Origin of the sequence: Microbacterium sp. 71-36, assembly GCF_001898305.1 — a bacterium.
Lineage (GTDB): Bacteria > Actinomycetota > Actinomycetes > Actinomycetales > Microbacteriaceae > Microbacterium.
The window spans coordinates 123,213-146,680 of the sequence record NZ_MKTP01000003.1 but is presented as its reverse complement, the minus strand read 5'-3'; the positions used below and the strand labels follow the sequence as shown (position 1 = coordinate 146,680).

Annotated in this window: 19 protein-coding genes; 7 read left to right on the top strand and 12 right to left on the bottom strand. The window is 71.2% G+C overall.

Features of this window, described 5'->3' with window-relative positions; genetic code table 11:
• Window positions 1-40: 40 nt before the first annotated feature.
• The 4 genes from BGO45_RS10945 to BGO45_RS10930 form a co-directional block, all read right to left on the bottom strand.
• Window positions 41-268, bottom strand: coding sequence for a hypothetical protein (locus tag BGO45_RS10945; protein ID WP_292694096.1), 228 nt, complete (start codon window positions 266-268; stop codon window positions 41-43).
• Window positions 269-353: 85 nt separating this feature from the next.
• Window positions 354-1,301 carry a hypothetical protein gene (locus BGO45_RS10940; protein WP_292694095.1) on the bottom strand — a complete coding sequence of 316 codons (948 nt, stop codon included), beginning with the start codon at window positions 1,299-1,301 and terminating at the stop codon, window positions 354-356.
• A gap of 26 nt (window positions 1,302-1,327) precedes the next feature.
• Complete coding sequence (locus BGO45_RS10935) at window positions 1,328-2,302, bottom strand: alpha/beta hydrolase (protein ID WP_292694093.1); 975 nt, start codon at window positions 2,300-2,302, stop codon at window positions 1,328-1,330.
• A 147-nt stretch (window positions 2,303-2,449) separates the two neighbouring features.
• On the bottom strand, window positions 2,450-4,195 hold the full coding sequence (locus BGO45_RS10930; RefSeq protein ID WP_292694090.1) for a Na+/H+ antiporter: 1,746 nt from the start codon (window positions 4,193-4,195) through the stop codon (window positions 2,450-2,452).
• A gap of 313 nt (window positions 4,196-4,508) precedes the next feature.
• Between BGO45_RS10930 and BGO45_RS10925 the strand changes: the two genes are divergently transcribed.
• Together BGO45_RS10925 and BGO45_RS10920 are read left to right on the top strand one after the other, a co-directional pair.
• Entirely contained in the window at window positions 4,509-4,784 is a 276-nt protein-coding gene (locus tag BGO45_RS10925; protein ID WP_292694087.1) for a hypothetical protein, read from the top strand.
• 51 nt (window positions 4,785-4,835) lie between these two features.
• On the top strand, window positions 4,836-5,480 hold the full coding sequence (locus BGO45_RS10920; RefSeq protein WP_292694085.1) for a hypothetical protein: 645 nt from the start codon (window positions 4,836-4,838) through the stop codon (window positions 5,478-5,480).
• 45 nt (window positions 5,481-5,525) lie between these two features.
• Here the strand turns inward: BGO45_RS10920 and BGO45_RS10915 are convergent, their stop codons facing one another.
• The 5 genes from BGO45_RS10915 to BGO45_RS10895 form a co-directional block, all read right to left on the bottom strand.
• Window positions 5,526-8,873, bottom strand: coding sequence for an ATP-binding protein (locus BGO45_RS10915; RefSeq protein ID WP_292694083.1), 3,348 nt, complete (start codon window positions 8,871-8,873; stop codon window positions 5,526-5,528).
• Window positions 8,870-9,604: a DUF4194 domain-containing protein gene (locus tag BGO45_RS10910; protein WP_292694081.1), complete on the bottom strand. Its 735-nt coding sequence runs from the start codon at window positions 9,602-9,604 to the stop codon at window positions 8,870-8,872. Before BGO45_RS10910 ends, BGO45_RS10915 begins: the two co-directional genes overlap by 4 nt.
• Window positions 9,597-11,072, bottom strand: a complete 1,476-nt coding sequence (locus tag BGO45_RS10905) for a DUF3375 domain-containing protein (protein WP_292694078.1) — start codon at window positions 11,070-11,072, stop codon at window positions 9,597-9,599. Before BGO45_RS10905 ends, BGO45_RS10910 begins: the two co-directional genes overlap by 8 nt.
• A gap of 49 nt (window positions 11,073-11,121) precedes the next feature.
• Window positions 11,122-13,110, bottom strand: a complete 1,989-nt coding sequence (locus BGO45_RS10900) for a glycosyltransferase family 39 protein (protein WP_292694075.1) — start codon at window positions 13,108-13,110, stop codon at window positions 11,122-11,124.
• A gap of 110 nt (window positions 13,111-13,220) precedes the next feature.
• Window positions 13,221-13,841, bottom strand: coding sequence for a DUF1028 domain-containing protein (locus tag BGO45_RS10895; RefSeq protein WP_292694072.1), 621 nt, complete (start codon window positions 13,839-13,841; stop codon window positions 13,221-13,223).
• Window positions 13,842-14,002: 161 nt separating this feature from the next.
• Between BGO45_RS10895 and BGO45_RS10890 the strand changes: the two genes are divergently transcribed.
• The 5 genes from BGO45_RS10890 (at window position 14,003) to BGO45_RS10870 (ending at window position 19,818) form a co-directional block, all read left to right on the top strand.
• The gene (locus BGO45_RS10890; RefSeq protein WP_292694069.1) at window positions 14,003-15,532 is read left to right on the top strand and encodes an ABC transporter substrate-binding protein; all 1,530 of its coding nucleotides are present in this window, start codon (window positions 14,003-14,005) and stop codon (window positions 15,530-15,532) included.
• 66 nt (window positions 15,533-15,598) lie between these two features.
• A complete protein-coding gene (locus BGO45_RS10885) occupies window positions 15,599-16,564 on the top strand; it encodes an ABC transporter permease (RefSeq protein WP_292694066.1) in 966 nt (321 codons plus the stop codon).
• Entirely contained in the window at window positions 16,561-17,553 is a 993-nt protein-coding gene (locus BGO45_RS10880; RefSeq protein WP_292694063.1) for an ABC transporter permease, read from the top strand. Before BGO45_RS10885 ends, BGO45_RS10880 begins: the two co-directional genes overlap by 4 nt.
• On the top strand, window positions 17,550-19,175 hold the full coding sequence (locus BGO45_RS10875) for an ABC transporter ATP-binding protein (RefSeq protein ID WP_292694060.1): 1,626 nt from the start codon (window positions 17,550-17,552) through the stop codon (window positions 19,173-19,175). Before BGO45_RS10880 ends, BGO45_RS10875 begins: the two co-directional genes overlap by 4 nt.
• 49 nt (window positions 19,176-19,224) lie before the next feature.
• A complete protein-coding gene (locus BGO45_RS10870; protein WP_292694057.1) occupies window positions 19,225-19,818 on the top strand; it encodes a helix-turn-helix domain-containing protein in 594 nt (197 codons plus the stop codon).
• 185 nt (window positions 19,819-20,003) lie between these two features.
• On the opposite strand, the gene BGO45_RS10865 is transcribed toward BGO45_RS10870, so the two are convergent.
• The 3 genes from BGO45_RS10865 to BGO45_RS10855 all read right to left on the bottom strand — a co-directional run bounded on the left by BGO45_RS10865 (window position 20,004) and on the right by BGO45_RS10855 (window position 23,437).
• Window positions 20,004-21,359, bottom strand: a complete 1,356-nt coding sequence (locus tag BGO45_RS10865) for an APC family permease (RefSeq protein WP_292694330.1) — start codon at window positions 21,357-21,359, stop codon at window positions 20,004-20,006.
• Window positions 21,360-21,575: 216 nt separating this feature from the next.
• Window positions 21,576-22,970: an aspartate aminotransferase family protein gene (locus BGO45_RS10860; RefSeq protein WP_292694054.1), complete on the bottom strand. Its 1,395-nt coding sequence runs from the start codon at window positions 22,968-22,970 to the stop codon at window positions 21,576-21,578.
• A complete protein-coding gene (locus BGO45_RS10855; RefSeq protein ID WP_022878024.1) occupies window positions 22,967-23,437 on the bottom strand; it encodes an Lrp/AsnC family transcriptional regulator in 471 nt (156 codons plus the stop codon). Before BGO45_RS10855 ends, BGO45_RS10860 begins: the two co-directional genes overlap by 4 nt.
• Window positions 23,438-23,468: the final 31 nt, after the last annotated feature.

Sequence of the window (23,468 nt, the reverse complement as noted above, 5' to 3'; positions counted from 1 at the left end):
TCGCCGGCCTCCGCGTTCCCGCGACCGTCGCGAACCGCCGTCAGACGATGCCGCCGATCATGGCGTCGCGTCGCAGCTGGGCGTGCGTCGCGTGGAACTTCCCGTCGGCCGTCCACCAGGCCTCGTGTCCGGCGGCATCCGGATGCTGCTCGACGACGGCCGGCCAGTGCGCCGCGATGTCCTTGAGGTAGTAGCGGATCTCTCCGCCGATCGTGCGCTTCTCGACCTTGTCGGAGGCGTCCAGCTGTTCCGGGGTGGGCTCGCTCATGGCGTCAGTCTAGGGTCGGGCGGTACCGTCGGGCCCGGACGCCGGTGCCACGGTTCCGCCGACGTCGGCCGGCGCCGCGGGGTCCTCACCGGAGGCGCAGGAGCAGGCGCGCGGTGAGATAGCGGGCGCGGCCCCGCGGGGACAGCGGGTCGTACCCGAGCGTGCGCGTCCACGCGTCGTGACGGGACTGCAACGTGCTGTGGTGCAGCGCGAGGACGGTCGCGGCGGCGCGGATGCTCTCGCTGTCCACGACGACGTCGAGTGCGTCGAGGGTGCGCGCGTCGAGTGTCGCGAGCCTCTCGACGTCCGGATGCCGCGGGGAATCCCGCTCGTGCGCGCGGGCCACCAGGATGAGCGCCCCGAGATCGTCGGTGTCGACCAGGGGATGCCGGTCGTCGGTCAGGCGCAGGGCGAGGAGCGCGTCGGCGGCGGCGCGCGGCACGTCCTCTAGGCCCGCGGCCGTGCTCACCCCGGCGGGGCCGTGCGTCGGCATCGTGTCGCCGAGGCCCACCCACACCGCGCCCCGTCCGGTCGCGAGCACCGTGGCCGGGCCGGCGAAGGACGGCGGTCCGGGTGGGGGAGTGGCGATCACCCGCACCGGAACCGTGAGCTTGAGCCGCTGCGCGGCTCCCTGCCGATCCACCCACGAGGCGTCCGGATCGATCACGCGGTCCACCGCGCTGGTGGTGGGGAGGCTGCGCGTCTCGATGATGGCCAGGGCCAACCGGGCGCGATCGAGGATCATCGCGTCGTTGGTCGTGGGATCGTCCGCGCGCTCGAACCACACGCCCGCGGCGGCCGAGGGCACGTCGGGCGCGTCGGCGTCGGAGACACGTCGACCGTCCGCGTCGACCCGGACCACCTTCCCGCGCACCCGTGCCGCCGCGGTCGTCTGCCCGAGGATCGCCGCCCCCCGCACGATCGCCTCGGCCCCGCAGCCACCGGCGACGAGCGAGTCGAAGTAGTCGATGATCTTCACCGACTCGCTCGCCGCAGGGTCGAGTACCGTCAGTCGCCCGAGCAGTTCCCGCATGCGCTCACCTTACGTCGCGACGGCGGTCAGCCCCAGATGCGCCGGATCCACCGATTGCGGGCGTCGATCGCATCCTGGGACAGCGTCGCCTGCGGCGCGAGGCCGTCGAAGGCGTGGAATCCGCCGGGCCAGACGTGCAGTTCGGCGACCCCGCCGGCGGCCCAGATGGCGGACGCGTACGCGACGTCTTCGTCTCGGAAGACCTCGGCCGTGCCGCAGTCGATGAACGCGGGAGGAAGGTTCGACAGGTCGGTCGCGCGCGCCGGCGCGGCGTAGATCGACACGTCGTCGGTGCCTTTCCGCTCCCCGAGCAGGGACGTCCAGCCCAGCACGTTGCTGCCGCGGTCCCATACACCCAGCCCGTCGATCTGGTGCGTGGAGTGCGTCGCGTCGCGGTCGTCCAGCATCGGGCACTGCAGGAGCTGAGCGGCCAGGTGAGGGCCGCCGCGATCACGGGCGAGCAGCGAGACGCCCGCGGCCAGGCCTCCGCCGGCGCTCGCACCCCCGATGATCAGACGATCGGCCTCGATGCCGAGGTCGTCGGCGTGCGCGGCCGTCCATTCCAGTGCGGCGTAGCAGTCCTCGACCGGGTAGGGGTCGGGGAACTCCGGCGCCAGACGGTACTCGACGGTCACCATGACGGCGTTGTACCGGTGCAGCGACTCGGCGAAGCCGAGCGCGCCGCTGAACCGGTCGCCGATGATCATGCCGCCGCCGTGCGTGTGGAAGATGCCGGGTCCGCGACCGGTCCGCCCGACGGCCTGCACGACCGAGACGACGATGTCGGCTCCCTCGTAGCCGGGGATCGTGACGTCGCGGGACTCCAGCCCGGCTTCGGCCAGTTGCTCCGCGATGGTCGGCATCCCCGGGAGGCCTCCGGCCCGCAGGGCCGGGATCATCTCGGCGGTGAGCGTGGGCGGCATCATCGCGCCGAGGACTTCGAGCATCGGGGCGAGCTCGGGGTCGAAGGGCGGCCGGATCGACGGGTCGAGTGTGGTCATCGGTGACTCCTTCGTCGCGAACGCGACGGTGCGTTCTTCTCGATTCTCGGTCCGGGGATCACCGGACGCCGCCGCCGGATGGCGGGCTTTTCCCGCGATCCGTCCGGCACGCGGCGGCACGCGGCGGTGCCCCGCGATCGTGCGGCCTCAGTCGACCGCGCGTTCCATGCCGCGCGCGCGGATCTCCTCGATGTCGAGATCGGCGAGGATCCGCCGGGCGACGAGGTCGTCGATGGTGCCCTCACGGCGCAGACGGAGCAGCACCTCGCGCTTGCGGTCGAGGATCGCCAATCGCAGGCGCGTCGCCTCCTTGTGGCGCAGGATCGGGGACCGCTGCGTGAGATCGACGTCGTCGCTCACGGCGATCATCTCCAACTGCCCGGCGGGCCTGCGACCGTCGTCCTCGGCGTCGGACCCGGGCGGGATCGGACCCATGCGGGACGCGGCGTCGTCGCCGCCGGCATCCATCTCGTCGTCGTCGGAGCGATCGCGCTCCTCGGCAGCGCGTTGGCGCGCCACCGCCCGGGCGTTCGCGAGTTCGAGGCGCTCGTAGCCCTCCTGGCGCGCCCGGTCCTTCACCACCGCGCTGATGCCGTGCTCGGCCGCGAGGTCGTCGAGGGCGAGGAGGGCCGCTCCCGAGATCGCCCGCTGCGCGAGTTCGAATTCCTCCACCGCGGCGTCGTCGGTCGGGAGCTTCGCCCACCGGATGACGGCCGGCAGCAGAGGTCCCTGGACGAGGAGGGTCAGAACGATGACGCCGGCGGTGACGAACACCACCGCGTCGCGTCCGGCGACGGGGGAGCCGTCGGCCGTCGTGAGCGGAACCGACAGGGCGATCGCGAGCGACACCGCCCCGCGGAACCCGGCGACGGTGCTGACCACCCGGGAGCGATGTCGCAGCGAGCGCGACGAGGTCGTGCCCGGGCGCGAGAACGGGGAGAAGAACCACTGGAACAGGTACCGCACGACCGCGAGGACGATCCACGCCGCGACCGTGATGAGCAGCAGGGTGCCGATCTCGGAGGGGGAGATCTCGTGCAGCACCAGCTGGATCTCGAGTCCGATGAGCACGAACAGCGCGCCGTTGAGCAGGTAGACGCCGAAGGGCCAGGTGGCATCCGCGGCCCTTCGCGACATGGCCGTCGTGATGCGTGGCGCGATCCACGCGACGATGAGCCCCGCGAACACCACGGCGAGGACGCCCGAGGCGTGGGCGACCTCGGCCACCAGGAACGCCACGAACGGGACGAGGGCGAGGGTCAGGTTGATCGTGAGGGTCGACTCCATGCGGCGGAGCGCGAGGTACGCCAGCGCGGCGACCGCCACGCCGGCGGCGGCGCCACCGACGTACGACAGCACTACCATCCCGGTGATCTGCCACGGCGTCACCTGGTCGCCGATGAGGAGCGACACGGCGATCGAGTACAGCACGAGGGCGGTGCCGTCGTTGGTGAGGCTCTCGGCCTTCAACTTCATGAACGTGCGTTCGGGGAGCAGCCGTCCGAGCGCGGCGACGGCGGTGGCGTCCGGGGGAGCGACCGCCGCGCCGAGCACCAGCGCGGCCTCCCAGGGCACACCCATCCACGTCGCGACTCCGGCCACGGCGAACGCGGATGCCACGACCAGCAGCGTGCTCATGGGGATGATGTAGCGCAGCGAACGCCGCACCGACCGCACCGACGTGGTCCACGCCTCGCGGAACAGCAGGACCGGGAGGAACAGCAGCAGCACCGTCTCGGGCGGCAGTTCGATCTGGCGCAGCTCCGGGACGAAGCCCAGGGCCAGGCCGATCACGAGCAGCACGAGCGGTGTCGCCACGCGGAGTCGCGGGGCCAGCACCGTGCCGACGAGCATCGCGAGACCCAGCAGAACCGTGACCTCGAGTCCTTGCATCCCCTGCCGCCTTTCCCGCGCCCTCAGCACACAGCGTAGAGAAGGCCGCGGGCATTCCCGAGGCCGCGTTCGCTCCGGGCGATCCGGGCGGGGTGCGCGGGGGTCACCCCGGCGGCGGGCCGCGCGGGTGTCGCGCAGCGTCGGCGATTCGCGCGATGTCGGCCGGCGGGGCGCGGATGCCGCTGACAAAGGACGGATCGCTGAGGTTGCGCAACGTCCGCGGATGCCACGGGCTGCCGGGTGGCACCTTTCGAGACCGCGGCTGCTGAACGAGTCTGGTCCAATGACCCGAGAATCACGCTCAGATCTTCCATTGCAAAGTCCAATCGATCTCGATTGGACTCTCGCGGCGCTCCTCGAGTGGATCGGCGCCGACGATCGCCGGTGTCACGACGCGCAGCTCCGCGACCTGCTGGAGGCCATCGACCCCGGCGCCCCGGTCCGCTCCTCGGGGGTGGTCGTTCTGGTGCGTTCGCTCGCGGCGCGCGTCGTGGCCGAACCGACGCTGGGCGCGCGGAGGATCCGTGACGTTCTCGGCATCCCGGTCGAGTCGGGCGTGGAGGCGGATCGCGTCCTCCTCGCGGTGTGAGCGCTCGACCGCACGCGGGGTCGAAGACGGCCCGTCGGTAGAGTGCTGCGCATGGATCCCGCGTCGCCCGCGCCGGTCGTGCGGGCTCCGCGCGGACTCTCCCGCGGGTCGCGTGCGGTGATCGCGATTCTCGCTGTCGGAGTGGGGGTGCCCCTCTTCCTCGGCGTCTGGATCGGCAGCATCCTTCTGCTGGACGCGGCGGGGATCGCCGTCGACCCGGATCAGGTGCTCCGGTGGCTCCTCGCCGGGTTCGCCGGCCTGGTGCTCTGGCCGGTGGTCCTGCACCGCGTCCGTCGCGAGCTCTGGCGTCGCGATCACGGGGAGCCGGCCCCGAAGCCGACCCCAGGCGACGCGGCGCTGCGCATCGGCCTGCTCGTCGTCGGGGCGATCGCGATCATCGGGGTCGCCGGCCCGCGCGACATCATCGCCACCGCGACGATGGCCTGGCAGGCCGTGTCGATCGGGCGGCGCGAGGGCAGCCTGCTGGTCCAGCTGGCCGCTGTCCTGGTGGTCCTGCTGCTCGCCGCACCGGCCCTCATCGTGACGCAGCGCTCCCTGGCGCGACTCGGGCCGGGGCACCCGTTGCGCGCGCGGTGGCGGGAGCGGCAGAACTGGTACTTCTCGGCATCCCTCGCGTGGGTGATCTCGCTCGGCGTCGCCCTGCTGTCGTCGCTCGCCGTGCTCCTGACGCTCTGACGAGACCGTCGCGGCCCGGCGCTCCGCTCGGCATCGGCTCACGCCTCAGCCCGGCAGCGCCACCTTCGCCTTCGCCCACGAGCGGCCGCGGGTGTCCTTGAGGATGTCGTACTCGACGTCGACGTGCGGTTCGATCGCGCTGTACTTGTCGTTCGGGGCGCCGATGACCAGCTGGAACCCGAGCCCGCGCCACGCGCCGATTGCGCGCTTGGTGAAGTGCGCATCGGCCTTGATCAGCGCCTCGTCGAGGAACACCGGGGCGTAGCGCGGACGCTCGGCGCCGGCATCCCCCAGCTGGTACCGCAGGGCGGCGCCGACGATGAACGCGATGAGCTCCTGCGACTCGCCCCCCGACTTCTCGCCGATGTGGTCGTACAGGGCGACGTGCTCGCCGGTCGAGGCGCGGAACCGCTCGGCGCTGACCCGCACGTGGTTGCGGACGTCGATGAGGTCGGCGAAGTCGGGGGCGGTGGGACGGATGCGCCCGATGAGGCGCGCCATCCGTCCGTAGACGGCTTCGCGTTCCTCATCGCCGGCGGCCGCGTCGATCGCCGCGCGCACGTCGCGGAGTTCGCGACGGAACCGTCGTCGCACCTCGGACTGGCTCTCGCGCGGCACGATCTGCAGACGGTGGTCGTCGTCGTAGAACGGCAGGTCGCGCATGATGTCGTTGATCGGCGCGATGCGGTCGCGGATCTCGCGCAGCGCGCGGGTGAGCGACGCGTCGAGATTGGTGAGGTCGTTGCCCGAGAGGCGCAGCAGGCTGTCGCGCCACTCGGCCTCCAGCTCGTGCAGTCCGCTGGCCTCGAGATCGGCGAGCATGCGCTCGAAGTCGCCGAGTGATTCGTCCGGGTCGGCCAGCAGGTTCGGGCTCGGCCAGCGGTCGATGAACGCCGCGAGCGTGCGGCGCAGGCTCTCGCGCTGCTCGCCCCACGTCTCCTGCGCGACGCGCTGGTCCTCGAGCAGCCGCTTGGATGCCGATTCCAGCGCGGCGTCGAAGCGGGCGAGACGCTGCGACGGTGACGCCGCTCCGTCGGCGGGCGCGACGAACAGCGCGTCGAGGTACGCGGCCTCGTCGTTGGTCAGGACGAGCCCCGCGTCCTCGGCATCCTCGAGCCGCACGTGGGCGGCATCCACCTCGTCGGTCACTTCTGCCCATCGGGCAGCGAGACGCTGCTGCTCCGCCTTGGCGCTGCCGATCTCCTCGCGCAGGCGCGCGGCCCGGGCCCGCGTCCCCGAGATCTGCTCCTGCAGTTCGGCGATGCGCGGGTTGCCCGCGGTGATCTCGGCGATCGTCTCGTTCCAGCGCTCGATCTCGCGCTCGACGGATGCCGTGTCCACCTGGTCCCAGGTGAGGTCGGCGATCTTCTCGAACGCGCTCCGACGGTCGTCGAACGCGTCGAGGGCGGTCGCGGCTTCGTCGACGGCGGCCTTCGCGCGGTCGAGGTCGCGGCGGACGCCGGCGATCTCCTCGCCGAGCTCGGTCAGGCGAACGCGGCTGGAGAACCCGAGGATGCTCTGCCGCACCGATCCGCCGTGCGCGCCGCGGGACCCCTGGCTCGTCTGCCCCGCGATCGTGAGCGCGAGACGATGCTGCGACAGTTCGCGGGCGGTGTCGACGCACACGAACGCGAACTGCTGCTCGAGGCGGTCCTGCAGCCACCCGGTGAAGGGGGAGGGGCGGTAGTCGAGCCGGCCGGGGAGCGTCGCCGGGTCGAGGCCCGGGCGGTCGGGGAGGCCCGTCGTCACGCCCTCGAAGCGCAGACGCTCCGACAACCGCACGCCGTCGATGGCGGCACGGAAGGATGCCAGATGTGCGGCGTCCACGAGGAGGGTGGTCGCGAATCCGCCGAGTGCGAGCGTGAACGCCCCGCGCCACGGCTCGTACTCGGTGCGGACGTCGACGAGCTCGGCGACGAACGGCAGCTCGGCCGCGCTGAGGCCCGCCGCTTCCGCCAGGGCCTCCCGTGCTTCGTGCAGGCGCGGAGGGATGTTGTCGTCGCGCGTCTGGGTGCGTCGGTGGTCGGCCTCGAGGGTCGCGAGCTGCTGGCGCAGGGCCGTGTGCCTGCTGCTCGCGGCGACGAACGCGTCGCGCACGGCGGTCTTGGCATCCGTGTCCGCGAGGGTGCGGCGGGCGTCGTCGGCGACCGCGTCGAACTGCTTCACGCCCGACACCTCGGTTCCGAGCACCGCGAGCGCGGCGTCGAACCGGTCGCGGTCGCGCTGCATGCCCGCGCGTCGGCGTTCCAGCCCGCGGAGCTCGCGCTGGGCGGCGTCCAGTCGGTCGCCGCCGGCCGCGCGCAGCACGTCGCCGAGACCGTCGCGCTCGGCCTCGGCCGCGTCGGCGAGCGCCTGGCGTTCGCGCACCAGGGCATCGGTGGCGTGGGTGCGCTCGCGCAGTTCGTCTTCCACGGCGCCGAGCAGGTCGATGCGGCGCTGCGCCCGCCACAGCGACGCGCGCGAGGCGGGATCGGCGAAACGCCCGATCGCGTCGATGATCCGGACGCGTTCGGCGGCGTCGTCGATGCGGGTCTTGATGGTGCGGATCGGCTGCAGCGCGCGCACCTGCTGGCGCGCTTCGAGCATGCGCGTGCGGGTGCTCTCGAGCCCGTCGAAGTGGGCCACGACGGCTTCGGCCGTCGCGAGCGTCTCGGGCTCCTCCAGCACCATGCGCTTGTACAGATCGTCGACGGTGGTGATCTGCTGGCCGGCCTGGATCCGGGCGAGCAGGCTCATGGCCTTCGTGCCGGCGCCGGCCGCGCCGATGCCCAGCACGGCGTGCAGACGCGCGGAGAACTCCCGGTCGGTCGCGAGGGTGTCGAGCCCGGTGGCCCGGACCGCGGAGTCGGAGAGGTGCTGGGATGCCGCGCGCTCGAGCCCGCGGAGGTCGAAGGCGCCGTGGATGGTGCCGCGCACCTTCACGGCGTCGTCGAGCACGCGGGCGGCCGCGGGGATGTACCACGCGCGCACCGCGGTGAAGCGGGCTCCGTCGTGGTCGACCCAGGTCATCGCGATCGCGGTCCAGGTGTCGACGCCGTCGCCGCGCAGCACACGCACCTTCGTGCCCTCGTCGGTGCGCGACTCGTCGAGCTTGCCGCGGCCGTAGGAGAGGATGTTGCGCTGCTCCTGCCCGCGCGGGCGGCCGACGACCGCGCCGTTGGAGGCGCCGTTGAACGGGGTCGTGTGCGGCATCATGAGCGCGACGTAGGCGTCCATGAGCGTCGACTTGCCCGACCCCGATCCGCCGCACAGGAGCGTCGCGGTGGGGGCGAAGCGCACGCGGTGTTCGCCGTCGTAGCCGCCCCAGTTGATCAGCTGCAGTTCTTCGGCGACCCACTGCTGTCCGCGCGACGCGGCCGGGATCAGGCCGAAGAGAGTCTCGAGCATCGTCATGCGGGGAGATCCTCCTCGGAGATTTCGGATGGAGCGGATGCCGGGGGGTCGGGGTTCGCGGCGACCTCGGTGTCCGTGGCATCCGTCTGCTCGTCCAGCCAGCGCTGCAGATCGCGCAGCACCTCGGCGCTCAGCACGATCTCGATGAGCGGTCCGATGCGGTAGCGCCCCTCGGACTCCTCCTCGATGATGCCCTCGCGGTCCAGGCGCGCGATCGCGGTGCGCACGGCCCGCTGCTGGCTCGCGCGCGTGCCGTCGGACTCGGCGAAGTACGTCAGCACGGTCTGTTCGACCTCTTCGACGTCGACGCGGGCCGACGGTGCCCCGGCGGTCGTCTCGCGCTGGAACACGGTACGCAGGTACACCAGCACCAGCGTCTCGGCCCGCGAGTACGCCTCGTCCTTGAGCAGGATCGGCACGTCCACCTCGTCGCTGCGCACCTGCTCCTTGTACGCGACCCCGCGGTCGTGGTCGACGACGAGGCGAACGAACAGGTCGTTCAGGCGCGACTCGATCATCTGCTGGTGCTCCAGCAGCAGCGTCCACTCGGCGGGGGAGTTCTCGGCGAGCAGGAACCGGCGCTGGAGGATCCGCACGAGGACGCGGCGCACATCGGCGTCCAGGATGCCGCGGTCTCCGGCGAACAGTGCGTCGGGGTCGTTCTCCATCGCGACGGGGGAGATGAACACCGGGGAGTCGGCCGCGGGTTCCGACAGGTCCACGTCAGTCATCGTCCCTGCTTTCCGTGAGGTTTCGTGCGGTGACCGCCGTGAAAGCGAACCGGCGGGTCGTACCGTCGGGGCGGACCGCCTCGACGATGGAGATGTCATCGCCCTCTTCGAGCTCGCGGCGGTGGGCGATCTCGAGCAGCCCCACGAGGTCGACGGGGCGGCGGGTCTGCTCCTCGGCGCCGGCGAAGGCCTCGGCGAGGTCGAACGCGTCGCCGAGAGTCTCGACGTAGCGTTCCAATTCGGCGTAGTGCGGGCCGCCCCACGCGCGGGTGTCGGCGTCGACGAACTCCACGTCCGGGGCCTCGGATGCCAGCGGCTCGGGTGCTCCGGGCGGCCGGACGTCGCTCAGCGAACGGCGGAGGTGTCCGATGTCGGCGAGCGGCAGCGTGCGCACGGGCTCGACGCGGCCGGGGGCCTTCGTCTGGCTCCAGCGGTGCAGTCCCGCCATGACCGAGCGCAGCAGGTCGTCGACCTGCCGGTCGCGGATCGGGTCGTGCGTCTTCACCTGCACGGTGATGACGTGCGACGCGCGCCGCTGTGCCGTGAGCACCTCGAGCACACCCGCCTCGACGCGTCGGGCGATGGCATCCAGTTCTCCGCGCTGCTCGGGGGTCATCATCCGGGCGAAGGGCTGGGTGAGCACGGCGTGCAGCTGTTCGGTGAGGTCGTCGATGTGCTCGGGGTCGCCGATCAGGCGCAGCGCCCCCTGGAACGCGCGTCCCTCGGGCGTCGCCTGCATGACGTGGCGACCGCGCTCCAGGTACTCGCGCAGCACGTCGCCCGTGGGGCGGGCGTCGCGCCGCAGCTCCGCGACCACGTCGCGCTGCATCGCCACGATCGACTCCGCGACGCGGGAGAAGTCGGCGGGCAGCTCGCGGGCGAGGTGGATGACGTTCTCCGCCTCCTCCAGCAGGTGCTCGTCGTCGGGGGGCTCGACGATGCCCTCGTCGAGCGCCGCGATCTCGGCGTCCAGCGCCGCCCGCTCGGCGAGCAGGGCCTCGCGGCGCCGCTCGGGGTCGGTCTCGGCGTCGCGTGCGAGACGTTCGACGGCGTCGAGAAGCGTCCGCACGCGCGAGCGGGACACCCGCGCCCGACCGCCGCCGGCCCGCCCCGCGATCTCGAGGGCGCCGACCGCGTGGGCGGAGAGCCGGTACACCTCGACGTCGTCCTCGATCTGCAGGCTCAACCAGCCCACCCGCACCCAGCCGCGGCAGATGTCGCGCGCGGAGCCGGCCGGGATGCGCCGGTCGTCCTCGGTGTCGTACCCCGCGGCGCGCAGTTCGTCCATCGCCTCGGCGACCTCGACGTGCGCGTCGGCGACCGCGACCGCGGGACGGTCCGGCGAGAACACGTTGGACAGCACGGCCACGACGAACGGTGCGAACCGCCCGTGCAGCAGGTCGAGCATCGGGTTCTTGAACGCCGTGACCGAGCGCAGGTAAGCGGCTTCGGCGCGGGTGGTGGTCACTGGCTCGAGTCTACCGGCGGGGCGGGGGAGCCCCGAGTCGCGGCCTGCGTCAGCTGCAGGAGTACAGCGTGAACGACGTCACGCCGAACGCCTCGCCGCCTTCCTTCGGTGCGGTCAGGTCCCACGTGTCCTCGCTCCGGCAGTGATCGTCGCGCACGAGACCGCGAACCGGGTCGCCCTTCTTCGAGTTCGACGCGACGACGAAGAGATGGGCGCGGCCGCTTGAGACCAGGGAGCGGAGGGCGCTCTCGGTGAACACCGGAGCGGAGCCCGAGTAGCCCCCGTCGGTGAGCACGCTGTCACCGGTCGCGACGATCACCGGCGCGGACAGCGCCCACGAATCGCTCACGAACAGCGGTCGTCCGTCGAGCCCGCCGCCGTCCTGCTCAGCGGCGCGGACCAGCTGCGTCACGGCCGGAGACATCGACGGTTCTCCGCCCCACGGGGCCCAGGTCGAGGGGGTGAACACCTCGTCGGGGTGCGGGGACTTGGCGCTGACGCCCACGGACGCGTCGCCGCCGCTGCCGTCGCGCGTGGAGTCGATGACCTGGGTGCTGAACGCCACCGGGCCGCACAGGACGGCCAGGGCCAGCATCGCGGGGACCAGCGCGCCCCGACGGCCCTCGACCGGATGCCACGACCTCGCCGCCGCGACCATCGCCGCGATCAGCCCGGCGCCCCAGACCACGACGGTCGCGGCGACGAGCACGGGCGGCATCCGGCTCTGGACGGACAGCGACGTCCACCACGCCCCCTGCGCGATGAGGAGGAGGGGCGCGGCGAGCCTCGGCCAGAGCCGCGGCGCGGATCGCAATCGCACGACCTCCCGCCAGGCGAGGGCGGCGAGCAGCGCCAGCGGCACCCCGAGGCCGGCGACGTAGGCGGTGTGCGGGACGCGCGCGGCGCTCAGGAACGTCGCCGAGGTGACCGTCCACAGGATCAGAGCGACGAGCATCGCACGGTCGGTCCGCGTTGAGGCCTCCCGGCGGAGCGTCCTGGTGCGAGAACGCCGCGGCCACCACCGCACCGCACCGAGCACGATGCCGGCGACGGCCGCGGGGTACAGCCACCCGATCTGCGTCACCAGCGGCGACTCGAGGAGCTTCGTGACCGAGGCGGCCTCGCCGCCGCTCCCGCCCGCGGCGGTCGCGGCGGAACTCTGCGCGGCGAGCATCAGCGCGCCCAGGATCCCCCCGGCGGGGGCGTGCGACCCCACCGCGCCGGCGACCGCGTTCGGGAGCAGCCGGTCGATGCCGTTGTAGCCGAACACCATGGCGAACACGTCGTCGTCGGTCGAACCGTCGACGAACGGCCGCGCGCCCGCGGGCGCCGACGCGATCAGCAGCATCCAGGAGAGGGACGCGACGATGCTCGACACGGTGAGCGCGGCCACATGACCCCACGCCCGCCGTGCGCCGACGACGGCGACCGCCGTGGCCACGACGAGCCCCGGCAGCACGAACCAGGCCGACATCATCTTCGCCTGGAACCCCACCCCGATGAACAGCCCCGCCACGAGCAGCGGCCACCACCGTCCGGTGAGGATCGCGCGCTGCCACCAGACGAGCGCCACGGCGAGCGCCATCGTGAGCAGCCCGTCCTCCATCGGGTGGCCGAACATCGACACGAAGATCGGCGTGGAAGCCGCCGCCGCGGCGGCGACGAGACCGACCCCGCGGCCGCCCCAGCGCAGCCCGAACACGGCGCAGGCGAGGATCGTGACGATCCCCTCGATCACCTGCGGCAGCGCGACCGACGACGTCGACATGCCGAACAGATCGATGCCGATCGCCTGCGGCACGGCGAACCCGGCGAGCTTGTCCAGGGTCACGGTCGCCGCGGGGTCGAAGGCCCCGAAGAGCAGTGCGTGCCACGACTCCGACATCGACCGGGCCGCGGCCTCGTAGAACGAGAAGTCCCCGCCGCGCGACAGGTTCCAGCTCATGAGGACCGTGGCGGCGACGACGATGCCGGCAAGGGTGAGCCGCGCCCACCAGGGTTCGCGCCACCAGCGCGCGAGCGGGACGCGGGGGATCACGTCGCTCAGAATCCACCCGGACGTGACGCGAACGGTATGCGGCGGCTATGGGCGCGCTGGGCGCCGTGTCCCGCCGCCGTCGGGACCGGACCCCGGTGGTTCCGGCGTGGTCACCGCGCCCGCGTCGGGACGTCCGCGCCCGCGGCGAGTCGGCGCAGGCGTGCCAGCTCCTGCAGCGGGTCGGCGTGGTCGTCGACGCGCAGATCGAGCACGACGTCGTCGCGGGAGGCGATCACCAGCGCAGCGCTCTGCCGGCCCCGGGCATCGCCTCCCGCGTCTTCTCCGGCGGAGAGCACGGCCAGGAGCCGGTCGGCGAGATCGCCGTCGCCCGCGCCCCACGCGGCGACCATCGCCGCGAGGACGTCGGGTCCGGCGAGGAGGTTGCCGACGAACACGGCATTCGACGTCGTGCGCTCTCCCGCCCACGCCGTGATGTCGGCACCCGAGCGCGCGGCTCCGGCCCCCGACCATCCGAGCGCGGCGACCTGGCGGAGGTTGTGCCCGTCGTCCCAGTCGGGAGTGGATGCCACCGCGTCGGCGGCCGAGCGCCCCTCGCCCATCGCGGTGAGCAGGCGTCCGCGCAGCGCGCGGTTCGTCCACGCCTGGCTGGCGACGACCCCGACGCCGGGGGCGACCGCGAGCACCCCGGCGCCGACGGCGAGGGAGCGGCTCGCGGTGGCCGCGCCGATGAGGCCGTCGCGGGGATCGCGGGCCAGCACGGTGAAGGTCATGGGCGCTCCTGAGGGGTCGGCGAGGGGCGGCACGGTGCCCCGAGGGGGTTTGTGAAGATCGTGTTTCGCTGTCCGGTCCGGGGTTGTGCCGATCCCCATGCTTGCACATAATGATCGAAACATCATCTAAATGATGAGTCCTCCACCCGATTGGCATCCACATGACTTCGCGCATCACCCTCGGCATCGCCGGCGCGCTCGCCACCGTCCTCGCCCTGGCCGGCTGCTCGGCCGGAACGGGCGTCGACCTCGGCGGCTCCGGCGACAGCTCCGGTCAGACCCTCGTCGCCGCCATCGGTGGCGAGCCCGACCAGCTCGACCCGCAGAAGACCACGTCGTACTTCGCGTTCGAGGTGCTGGAGAACGTGTACGACACGCTCGTGCAGCCCGACGAGAACCTCGAGATGCAGCCCGCCCTCGCCGAGAGCTGGACGACCAGCGACGACCAGCTCACCTGGACCTTCACACTGCGCGACGGCGTGAAGTTCCAGGACGGCTCCGACTTCACCAGCGAGGACGTCGTCTACTCCTATCGCCGCATCATCGACGAGAAGCTCGCCAACGCGTGGAAGTTCTCCACGGTCACCGACGTGTCCGCCCCCGACGCGCAGACCGTCGTCATCACCGTGTCGCAGCCCACCCCGAACCTCTTGTCGAACCTCGGCGGTTTCAAAGGCATGGCGATCGTCGAGAAGAGCAACGTCGAATCGGGGGAGATCACCACCGCGCCCGTCGGCACGGGGCCCTTCTCGGTGAGCGACTACGTCGCCGGTGATCACATCACGCTCACGGCCAACCCCGACTACTGGGGCGGCGCCCCGAAGCTCGGGGGAGTGGAGTACCGCTTCATCTCCGAGCCCGCCACCGCACTGGCATCCCTCAAGGCCGGTGACATCGACTGGACCGACGTCGTCCCGCCGCAGCAGGTGGAGCAGCTCAAGAGCGACAGCGCCGTCACCCTCGGCCAGACGCCGTCGAGCGACTACTGGTACCTCGCCCTGAACGAGGCGAAGGCCCCGTGGAACGACGTGCGGGTGCGGCAGGCGATCGCCTACGCCATCGATCGGGATGCCATCGCGCAGGCCGTGAGCTACGGCACCGCCGAGGTCAACCAGCTCGCCATCCCGAAGCAGAGCGTCTGGTACACCGAGTACGACGGCTACTCCACCGATCTCGACAAGGCGAAGTCCCTGATGGCCGAGGCCGGCTACACCGGTGGCACACTCGACCTGCTGGCCACCAGCGACTACCCGGAGACCGTCACGGCCGCGCAGATCATCGCCGCCGAGCTGGAACCCCTCGGCATCCAGGTCTCGATCCGTCAGCCCGACTTCTCGACGTGGCTCGACGAACAGAACTCCGGCAATTTCGACATGCTCATGATGGGCTGGCTGGGCAACATCGACCCGGACGACTTCTACTACTCGCAGCACCACACCGGTGGCGCCAGCAACGCGCAGAAGTTCTCGGACGCCGAGGTCGACCGGCTCCTCGACGCCGGGCGGGTCGAGACCGACCAGGCCGCGCGCAAGGACCTCTACGCGCAGGCGGCGACGATCATCGCCGACAAGGCGAGCTACATCTACCTCTACAACCCCTCGGTGACCCAGCTGTGGTCGCCGAAGGTGTCGGGGTACGAGACCCGCGCCGACCGCGCGATCCGCTTCGTCGGAACCTCGCTCCAGGACTGAACCCCGCCGCGGGGGCCCGGCGCGCCGGGCCCCCGCGGTCTCACCCGTCTCGATGAAGGAGAACGCATGAGGGTCGCCCCCGCGCAGCTGCTGCGCTTCCTCACCACGCGGCTGCTGTCGTCTGCGGTGGTGCTGCTGGGCGTGCTGGTGGTCGTGTTCGCCCTCGTGCACCTGGTGCCCGGCGACCCGGTGCGCCTCGCTCTCGGCACCCGCTACACGCCCGAGGCCTACGAGGCGCTGCGCGCCGCCTCGGGTCTGGACCGATCACTGCCGGAGCAGTTCGCGTCCTACCTCGGGCACGCGCTCACGGGTGATCTCGGCGTGAGCTTCCGCAACGGACAGCCCGTCACCACGACGCTTCTCCAGCGGCTCCCGGCCACGCTGTCGCTCGCGATCACCGGGCTCGTCATCGCCCTGGTGATCTCGGTGCCGGCCGGGGTCTACTCGGCGCTGCGAGAGGGACGGGTCAGCGACATGATCGTGCGCCTGACGAGTCAGTTCGGCGTATCCGTGCCCGACTTCTGGCTGGGCATGCTGCTCATCTCGCTCTTCTCGGTCACCCTGGGTCTCCTGCCCGCGAGCGGATACGTCGCCCTCACCGACGATCCGGTCGGATGGCTGCGGCAGGTCACGCTCCCCGGGGTGACCGTGGGCCTGGTCGCGGGGGCGATCATGACCCGATACATCCGCGCCGCCGTCATCGACGTCGCCTCCGCCGGCTACATCCGCACGGCGGTGTCGAAGGGACTGCCCCGTCGGGTGGTCGTCTCGCGCCACATCGTCCGGGGCGCGCTCGTGCCGGTGCTGACGATCGCCGGTATCCAGCTCGCGACGATCCTCGGCGGGGTGATCGTGGTCGAGGTCGTGTTCGCGTGGCCCGGCCTCGGCCGACTCGTCTACGACGCCGTCGCCGCCCGCGACTACCCGCTCATCCAGGGGGCGGTGCTGCTGGTGGCCGTCATGTTCATCGTCGTCAACCTGATCGTGGACGTGCTCTACGCCGTCGTCGACCCGAGGATCCGTGCCGCATGAGCCAGAACACCGCGCCCCGAACCGGCGGCTCGCCCGCCCCCGCCGCGCCGTCCGCCCGTCTGGCACCCTGGCGCCTGTTCGCCGCCAATCCGCTGACGGTCGCCGCGGCGATCGCGCTCGCCGTCGTCGTCCTGGCCTCGGTACTCGCCCCCTGGATCGCGCCCGCCGGCATCAACGAGATCGACATCTCCCGCGCGCTCGCACCTCCGGGACCCGACCACTGGTTCGGCACCGACGAACTCGGGCGCGACGTCTTCTCGCGGGTGCTGCTCGCCGGCTCCACCTCGCTGACCATCGCGGTGATGGCCGTCACGATCGCCCTCGTGCTCGGCCTCGTGATCGGCATCGTCGCCGGGTACGCGGGCGGATGGGCGGACGCCGCCCTCATGCGCGTCGTCGACGTGATGTTCGCGTTCCCCGTGCTGCTGCTGGCGCTCGCGATCATCGCGATCTTCCAGCCCGGGATGCTCACCACGACCATCGCGATCGGCGTCGTCTACACCCCGATCTTCGCCCGTGTGGTGCGTGCGAGCACGCTCTCGCTGCGCACCGCCCCGTTCGTGCAGGTCTCGCAGACCATGGGGACGCCCGCGGCATCCATCCTCCGCCGCCATGTGCTGCCGAACATCGGCGGGCCGGTGGTCGTGCAGACCTCGCTCTCGCTCGCCTTCGCGATCCTCTCCGAGGCGGCGCTGTCGTTCCTCGGCCTCGGCATCCAGCCGCCGTCGCCGTCGTGGGGCGGCATGCTGTTCACCGCGCAGGGCTTCCTCGCGCAGGCCTGGTGGATGAGCGTCTTCCCCGGTGCGGCGATCTTCGTCACGGCGCTGGCCTTCACCCTCCTCGGAGACGGACTGCGCGACGGCCTCGATCCACGGCAACGCACCATCATCGAGGCCCGTCACGGCGAACGGCGTCGTGAGCGCGTGGCCGCGGCGCTCGCCCGCGCCGGGCGCGGACGCACCGATCAGACCGCGGGAGGGGAGCGATGAGCATTCTTCGAGTACGTGACCTGCGGGTCGCGATCGGGGCCACCGAGATCGTGAAGGGCGTGGACTTCGAGGTGGACCGCGGGCAGACGCTCGGAATCGTCGGCGAATCCGGGTCGGGGAAGTCGATGACCGTGCTCGCGGCGACCGGGCTCATCGATGCGCCGGCGCGGCGGGTCACCGGGTCGAGTCTGCTGCAGATCGCCTCGCGCGACGCGCCCGTCGAACTGGTCGGAGCGACCGACCGGACGTTGCGGTCGGTTCACGGCGACGCGATGGGGTTCGTGTTCCAGGATCCCTCCACGTCGCTCAATCCGTACCTCACCGTCGGACGTCAGATCGCGGAATCGCTCGAAGTGCATCGCGGTCTCACACGGCGGGCCGCGCACAACCGGTCCATCGCCCTGCTCGAGTCCGTTGGCATCCCCGATGCGGGCGCGCGCGTCGACGCCTACCCGCATCAGTTCTCGGGCGGCCAACGGCAGCGGGTCATGATCGCGATCGCCCTCGCGTGCGACCCGGCGCTGCTCATCGCCGACGAGCCCACCACCGCCTTGGATGTGACGACGCAGGCGCAGATCATCGATCTCGTCCAGCGTCTGCAGCACGATCGGGGCGCGGCCGTGGTGTGGATCAGCCATGATCTCGGGGTGATCGGGCAGGTCGCCGACGAGGTGCTCGTGCTCCGCCACGGGGAGACGGTCGAGCAGCGGCCGCTCGCCGAGGTCTACGACGATCCCCGGCACGTGTACACGAAGGAGCTTCTCGCGGCGCGTCCCCGCGTCGTCGCCGCGGGCGGCCCGGCCTCCGAACCCGGCGCCGGACCGCTGCTCGAGGTCGCCGAACTGGATGTGCGTTTCGCCGTGCAGACGCCCGCCGGGCGTCGCACCGTCCACGCCGTCGACGGCGTGTCGTTCACCGTGCGCCGGGGCACGACGCTCGCACTGGTCGGCGAGTCGGGATCGGGGAAGTCGACGATCGCGAACGCCCTCACCGGACTCGTCCGGCCTCACGCCGGCGCGGCCACCCTCGCGGATGCCGAAGGCCCCGGGGTCCGTGACGTGCTGCGCGCGAAGCGCCGCGACCGGCGGCGGATCGCCATGGTGTTCCAGGACCCGTTCGCCTCGATCGATCCGCGACGCACCGTGGCCGACACGGTGGCGGAGCCGCTGCGCGTGCACCGTCTCGGCGGGGCGACCCCGGCCGCCCGTGCCGCCCGTGTGCGCGAGCTCCTCGAGCTCGTCGACCTGGATCCCGCGTTCGCCGCGCGGTATCCGCACGAGCTGTCCGGCGGACAGCGTCAGCGCGTGTCGATCGCCCGTGCCCTCGCCCTGGAGCCGGAACTGGTGATCCTCGACGAAGCCACCGCGTCGCTCGACGTCTCGGTGCAGGCGCGGATCCTCGCTCTCCTGCGTCGGCTGCAGGTCGAGCAAGGGCTCACGTACCTGTTCATCGCGCACGACCTCGCGATCGTGCAGCAGATGAGCCACGAAGTCGTGGTCCTCCGCGGAGGGAAGGTCGTCGAGGCCGCCCCCGCGGCCGAGCTGTTCGCCCACCCGCGCGAGGAGTACACGCGGGCGCTACTGGCCGCGGTACCGCCCGAACGGCCGCGGGTGCGGTCGTGACGCGGCGGTCCCGGTCGCGGCGCTCCGGCGGCGCTACGCTGACACGGTCATGACACGCGCCACGGATGCCGACGAGCAGCGCACCGTCGAGACCCTCGGGGCCGCGGTGCGCGATGCGCGCAAGCGGCTGGGCCTGAGCGTGCAAGCGCTGTCGGAGAAGGCGGGGGTGAGCTTCGGTCTCGTCAGCCAGCTGGAACGCGGACTCGGCAACCCCTCGCTGCAGTCGCTGCAACGGCTCGCCGGGGCCCTCGGCATCCCGGTCGCCCAGTTGCTGGACGAACCGGCGGTGCCGCTGGCGGTCGTGACGCGCGCGAAGCGGCACATCATGCCGGTGGCCGCGGACGCGCCGCCGCACCAGCGCGCCGAGCGGGAGCTGCTGACCCCGCGCGGCGAGTCGATGCTGCAGCTCATCCGCTCGACGCTGCCGCCCGGATTCACGAACGAGGCCAGTCCGTTCCGTCACATCGGCACGGAGACGGTGACGGTCGAATCCGGTGTGCTCGTGGTGTGCCAGTCGGATCGCCGCGTGGAACTGCGCGCCGGCGACACCGTCACCTACGGCTGCTCGGCCCCGCACTGGTGGGCGAACGGCCACGACGGCGAGACGGTGGTGCTCGGCGCGGTCACGCCGTTCGAGCGCTGAGCCGGGCAGTGCGCACGCCGGCCGCAACTCCTGCAGATGTCGATCCGCGTCCGTTCGGGGCACGGCGACGCCGTTTCTGACGGAGTCGTGCCCCGCCCACTTCTTTCCGGACGAGCGAAGGCCGCGGCATCCCTCCCGAGAGAGTCGGATGCCGCGGCCTCGGCCGAGCGGTCAGGACGGGGTGGTCAGACCTCCGAACGCGGACCGGGGACGGTCTTGTTCACCCCGGTGACCGGCTGGTTCTCATCGAACGACGCGATGGGCCGCTTGAACCCGCGCGTGAGGACGATGAGGTAGACCACGCCGATGCTGGTCCAGATGAGCCCGCCGATGAGCGCGTGCATGTCGAGGTTCACCCACAGCAGGCCCGTGAGAAGCATGCCGATCCCGGGCATCACGATGTAGCGGAAGATGTCGCCCGGCGTCTTGCGCAGGCCCTTGCGGATCGCGAACCACGCGATCACCGAGATGTTCACGAAGGTGAACGCGATGAGCGCGCCGTAGTTGATGTACGCCGCGATCTGCTCGAGGGTGAACGCGATCGCGAGCAGGCTCACGACACCCACGATGATGATGGAGATCGTCGGGGTGTGCGTCTTCGGGTTGATGAAGCCGAAGATCCGGCGGGGGAGGACGTTGTTGCGTCCCATCACCATGAGCATGCGCGAGACCGAGGCGTGCGAGGCGAGCCACGACGCGAGCGTCGCGGCGAATCCGGCTGCCGTGAGCACGGCCTGCAGCACCGGACCGCCGACCTGGACGCCGATCTCGGGCAGCGTGCTGTTCTCGATCGCCTCCTGCGGGAACGCGGTGGAGTCGGGGAACCGCAGCTGGGTGAAGTAGGCGGCGATCAGGAAGATGGCACCGCCTGCGACGAGGGTCAGCAGGATCGCGCGCGGCATGATCTTGGGCGTCTTGGCCTCTTCCGAGTACATCGACACCGCGTCGAAGCCGATGAACGAGAAGCACACGATGGTGGCACCGGCCAGCACCGCGCCGAACTGCACGTCGCTGTGGACGAAGGGGGCGAGCGACACCGCGGTGCCCGCTCCCGCGCCACCGACCAGCTGCACGACGACCATCACGACGAACACGGCCATGACCAGGATCGAGAACACCAGCAGGATCATGTTGACGTTCGAGGTGCCCCGCATCGTCAGGTAGATCACGCCGGTGACGCCGACGGTGAAGACGATGACCCAGACGGCCCCCGGGATGTCGGGGAAGAGCGCCTCCATGTAGCTGCGGATGATGAGGGCGTTGACCATCGGCAGCAGCATGTAGTCGATCAACGCGGTCCACCCGACGACGAAGCCGACACCGGGGTGGATCGATTCGCGGGCGTAGGTGTAGGCCGAGCCGGCGCTGGGGATGACGCGGACCATCTTGCCGTAGCTGATGGCGGTGAAGACCAGGACGACGAGGGCCACCGCGTACGCGGCGGGGACGACGTTGTTGGTCCCGTCGGCGACGAGGCCGAAGGTGTCGAAAACGACGGTCGGGGTCATGTAGCCGAGACCCAGACCGACGATCGACCACAGGCCGAGGGTGCGGGCGAGCTTGGCTCCCGAGCTGGACGAGGGCGCCTGTGCGGCGCCGATCTTCTCGTTCGTGGCTTCTCCTAAAGGGGCGGGTCGGGATCGGGCGGATCCGACCGAGTGGATGATGTCGGGTGGGGCTTCGGGTGCAGTGCTCCGGTTGGGAGCGGGGGACGAAGAAGCGGATGCCACCGGGGTGGGGTGACATCCGCTTCCGCGTCAGAGGCGGGTCCAGGCCTCGGTGAGCGTCGAGCGCAGGATCTGCTCGATCTCGTCGAACTCGGACGGGCCGATCGTGAGCGGCGGAGCGAGCTGGATGACGGGGTCGCCCCGGTCGTCCGCGCGGCAGTACAGGCCGGCGTCGTACAGCGCCTTCGACAGGAAGCCGCGCAGCAGACGCTCGGACTCGTCGTCGTCGAAGGTCTCCTTCGTGACCTTGTCCTTGACGAGTTCGATGCCGAAGAAGTAGCCGTCGCCGCGCACGTCGCCGACGATGGGCAGGTCGAGCAGCTTCTCGAGCGTCGAGCGGAAGACGGGCGAGTTCGTGCGGACGTTCTCCAGCAGCCCCTCCTCCTCGAACACGTCCAGGTTCTCCATCGCCACGGCCGACGAGACGGGGTGCCCGCCGAAGGTGTAGCCGTGCGGGAAGGACGCGTCGCCGTGGGCGAAGGGCTCGTACACGCGGTCGCTCACGATCGTTCCCCCCAGCGGCGAGTAGCCGCTGGTGACGGCCTTGGCGAACGTGATCATGTCGGGCTGGTAGTCGTACGCCTCCGCGCCGAAGTAGTACCCGAGGCGTCCGAACGCGCAGATGACCTCGTCACTGACCAGCAGCACGTCGTACTTGTCGCAGATCTCGCGCACCCGCTGGAAGTACCCGGCCGGGGCGGGGAAGCAGCCGCCGGCGTTCTGCACCGGCTCGAGGAACACCGCGGCGACGGTCTCGGGGCCTTCGAACTGGATCATCTGCTCGATGCGGTCGGCTGCCCACAGCCCGAACTCCTCGGGTGTCCCGCCGCCGAAACCGGATTCCTCGGCGCGGTAGTAGTTCGTGTTGGGGACGCGGAAGCCGCCGGGGGTGACCGGCTCGAACATGTGCTTCATCACCGGCAGACCCGTGATGGCGAGGGCGCCCTGTGTGGTGCCGTGGTAGGCGATCGCGCGCGAGATGACCTTGTGCTTGGTGGGCTTCCCCTGGGTCTTCCAGTACTGCTTGGCGAGCTTGAACGCGGTCTCGACGGCCTCGCCGCCTCCGGTCGAGAAGAAGACGTGGTTCAGGTCGCCGGGGGCGAGGTGGGCGATGCGGTCGGCGAGCTCGATCGCCGCCGGGTGGGCGTACGACCACAGGGGGAAGAACGCCAGCTCCTCGGCCTGCTTCGCGGCGGCCTGGGCGATCCGGCGGCGGCCGTGGCCGGCGTTGACCACGAACAGGCCGGCGAGGCCGTCGATGTAGCGCTTGCCCTGGGCGTCGAAGATGTGGTGGCCCTCGCCCTTGACGATGATGGGGACGCCGGCACCCTCGGTCATCACGGACTGGCGGGCGAAATGCATCCAGAGGTGGTCGCGGGCCTTCGCCTGAAGGTCGGACTGCAGGTCGATTTCGTGAAGCGTCATCGCGTTCCCCAGTTGTAGAGCTGTCGGTGGAGTTTCAGATACACGAACGTCTCGGTCGCCACCACGTCGGGCAGCGACCGGATCCGATCGTTGAGCAGGTCGATGAGGTCGTCGTCGCTCTCGCAGACGACCTCGACGAGGAGGTCGAAGGACCCCGCCGTGGAGACGACGTAGATGACCCCCGGGAGCTCGGCCATCTCGGCCGCGATCACCCGAGTGTCTCCCGACACGCGGACCCCGATCATCGCCTGGCGGGCGAAACCGAGTTGGAGCGGGTCGGTGACGGCGACGATCTGCAGGACACCGGCGTCCTGCAGCTTCTGCACGCGCTGCCGCGTCGCGGTCTCGCTGAGGCCGACGGCCTTGCCGATCTCGGCGTACGAGCGGCGACCGTCCTCCTGCAGCTGCTCGACGATGGCCTTCGACACGCTGTCGAGGACCGGGCGTCGCTCCGCTGAGATGCTCATGATGGGGCGACGGTATCAGCGCAAACACACA

What these genes read in the sequence shown, in the direction of transcription:
- BGO45_RS10920 (WP_292694085.1), top strand. Translation starts at nt 4,836, where the DNA reads ATGGATCCCGCGTCGCCCGCGCCGGTCGTGCGGGCTCCGCGCGGACTC.
- BGO45_RS10870 (WP_292694057.1), top strand. Translation starts at nt 19,225, where the DNA reads ATGACACGCGCCACGGATGCCGACGAGCAGCGCACCGTCGAGACCCTC.
- BGO45_RS10945 (WP_292694096.1), bottom strand. Translation starts at nt 268, where the DNA reads ATGAGCGAGCCCACCCCGGAACAGCTGGACGCCTCCGACAAGGTCGAG.
- BGO45_RS10875 (WP_292694060.1), top strand. Translation starts at nt 17,550, where the DNA reads ATGAGCATTCTTCGAGTACGTGACCTGCGGGTCGCGATCGGGGCCACC.
- BGO45_RS10940 (WP_292694095.1), bottom strand. Translation starts at nt 1,301, where the DNA reads ATGCGGGAACTGCTCGGGCGACTGACGGTACTCGACCCTGCGGCGAGC.
- BGO45_RS10890 (WP_292694069.1), top strand. Translation starts at nt 14,003, where the DNA reads ATGACTTCGCGCATCACCCTCGGCATCGCCGGCGCGCTCGCCACCGTC.
- BGO45_RS10855 (WP_022878024.1), bottom strand. Translation starts at nt 23,437, where the DNA reads ATGAGCATCTCAGCGGAGCGACGCCCGGTCCTCGACAGCGTGTCGAAG.
- BGO45_RS10910 (WP_292694081.1), bottom strand. Translation starts at nt 9,604, where the DNA reads ATGACTGACGTGGACCTGTCGGAACCCGCGGCCGACTCCCCGGTGTTC.
- BGO45_RS10930 (WP_292694090.1), bottom strand. Translation starts at nt 4,195, where the DNA reads ATGCAAGGACTCGAGGTCACGGTTCTGCTGGGTCTCGCGATGCTCGTC.
- BGO45_RS10860 (WP_292694054.1), bottom strand. Translation starts at nt 22,970, where the DNA reads ATGACGCTTCACGAAATCGACCTGCAGTCCGACCTTCAGGCGAAGGCC.
- BGO45_RS10915 (WP_292694083.1), bottom strand. Translation starts at nt 8,873, where the DNA reads ATGACGATGCTCGAGACTCTCTTCGGCCTGATCCCGGCCGCGTCGCGC.
- BGO45_RS10880 (WP_292694063.1), top strand. Translation starts at nt 16,561, where the DNA reads ATGAGCCAGAACACCGCGCCCCGAACCGGCGGCTCGCCCGCCCCCGCC.
- BGO45_RS10935 (WP_292694093.1), bottom strand. Translation starts at nt 2,302, where the DNA reads ATGACCACACTCGACCCGTCGATCCGGCCGCCCTTCGACCCCGAGCTC.
- BGO45_RS10895 (WP_292694072.1), bottom strand. Translation starts at nt 13,841, where the DNA reads ATGACCTTCACCGTGCTGGCCCGCGATCCCCGCGACGGCCTCATCGGC.
- BGO45_RS10885 (WP_292694066.1), top strand. Translation starts at nt 15,599, where the DNA reads ATGAGGGTCGCCCCCGCGCAGCTGCTGCGCTTCCTCACCACGCGGCTG.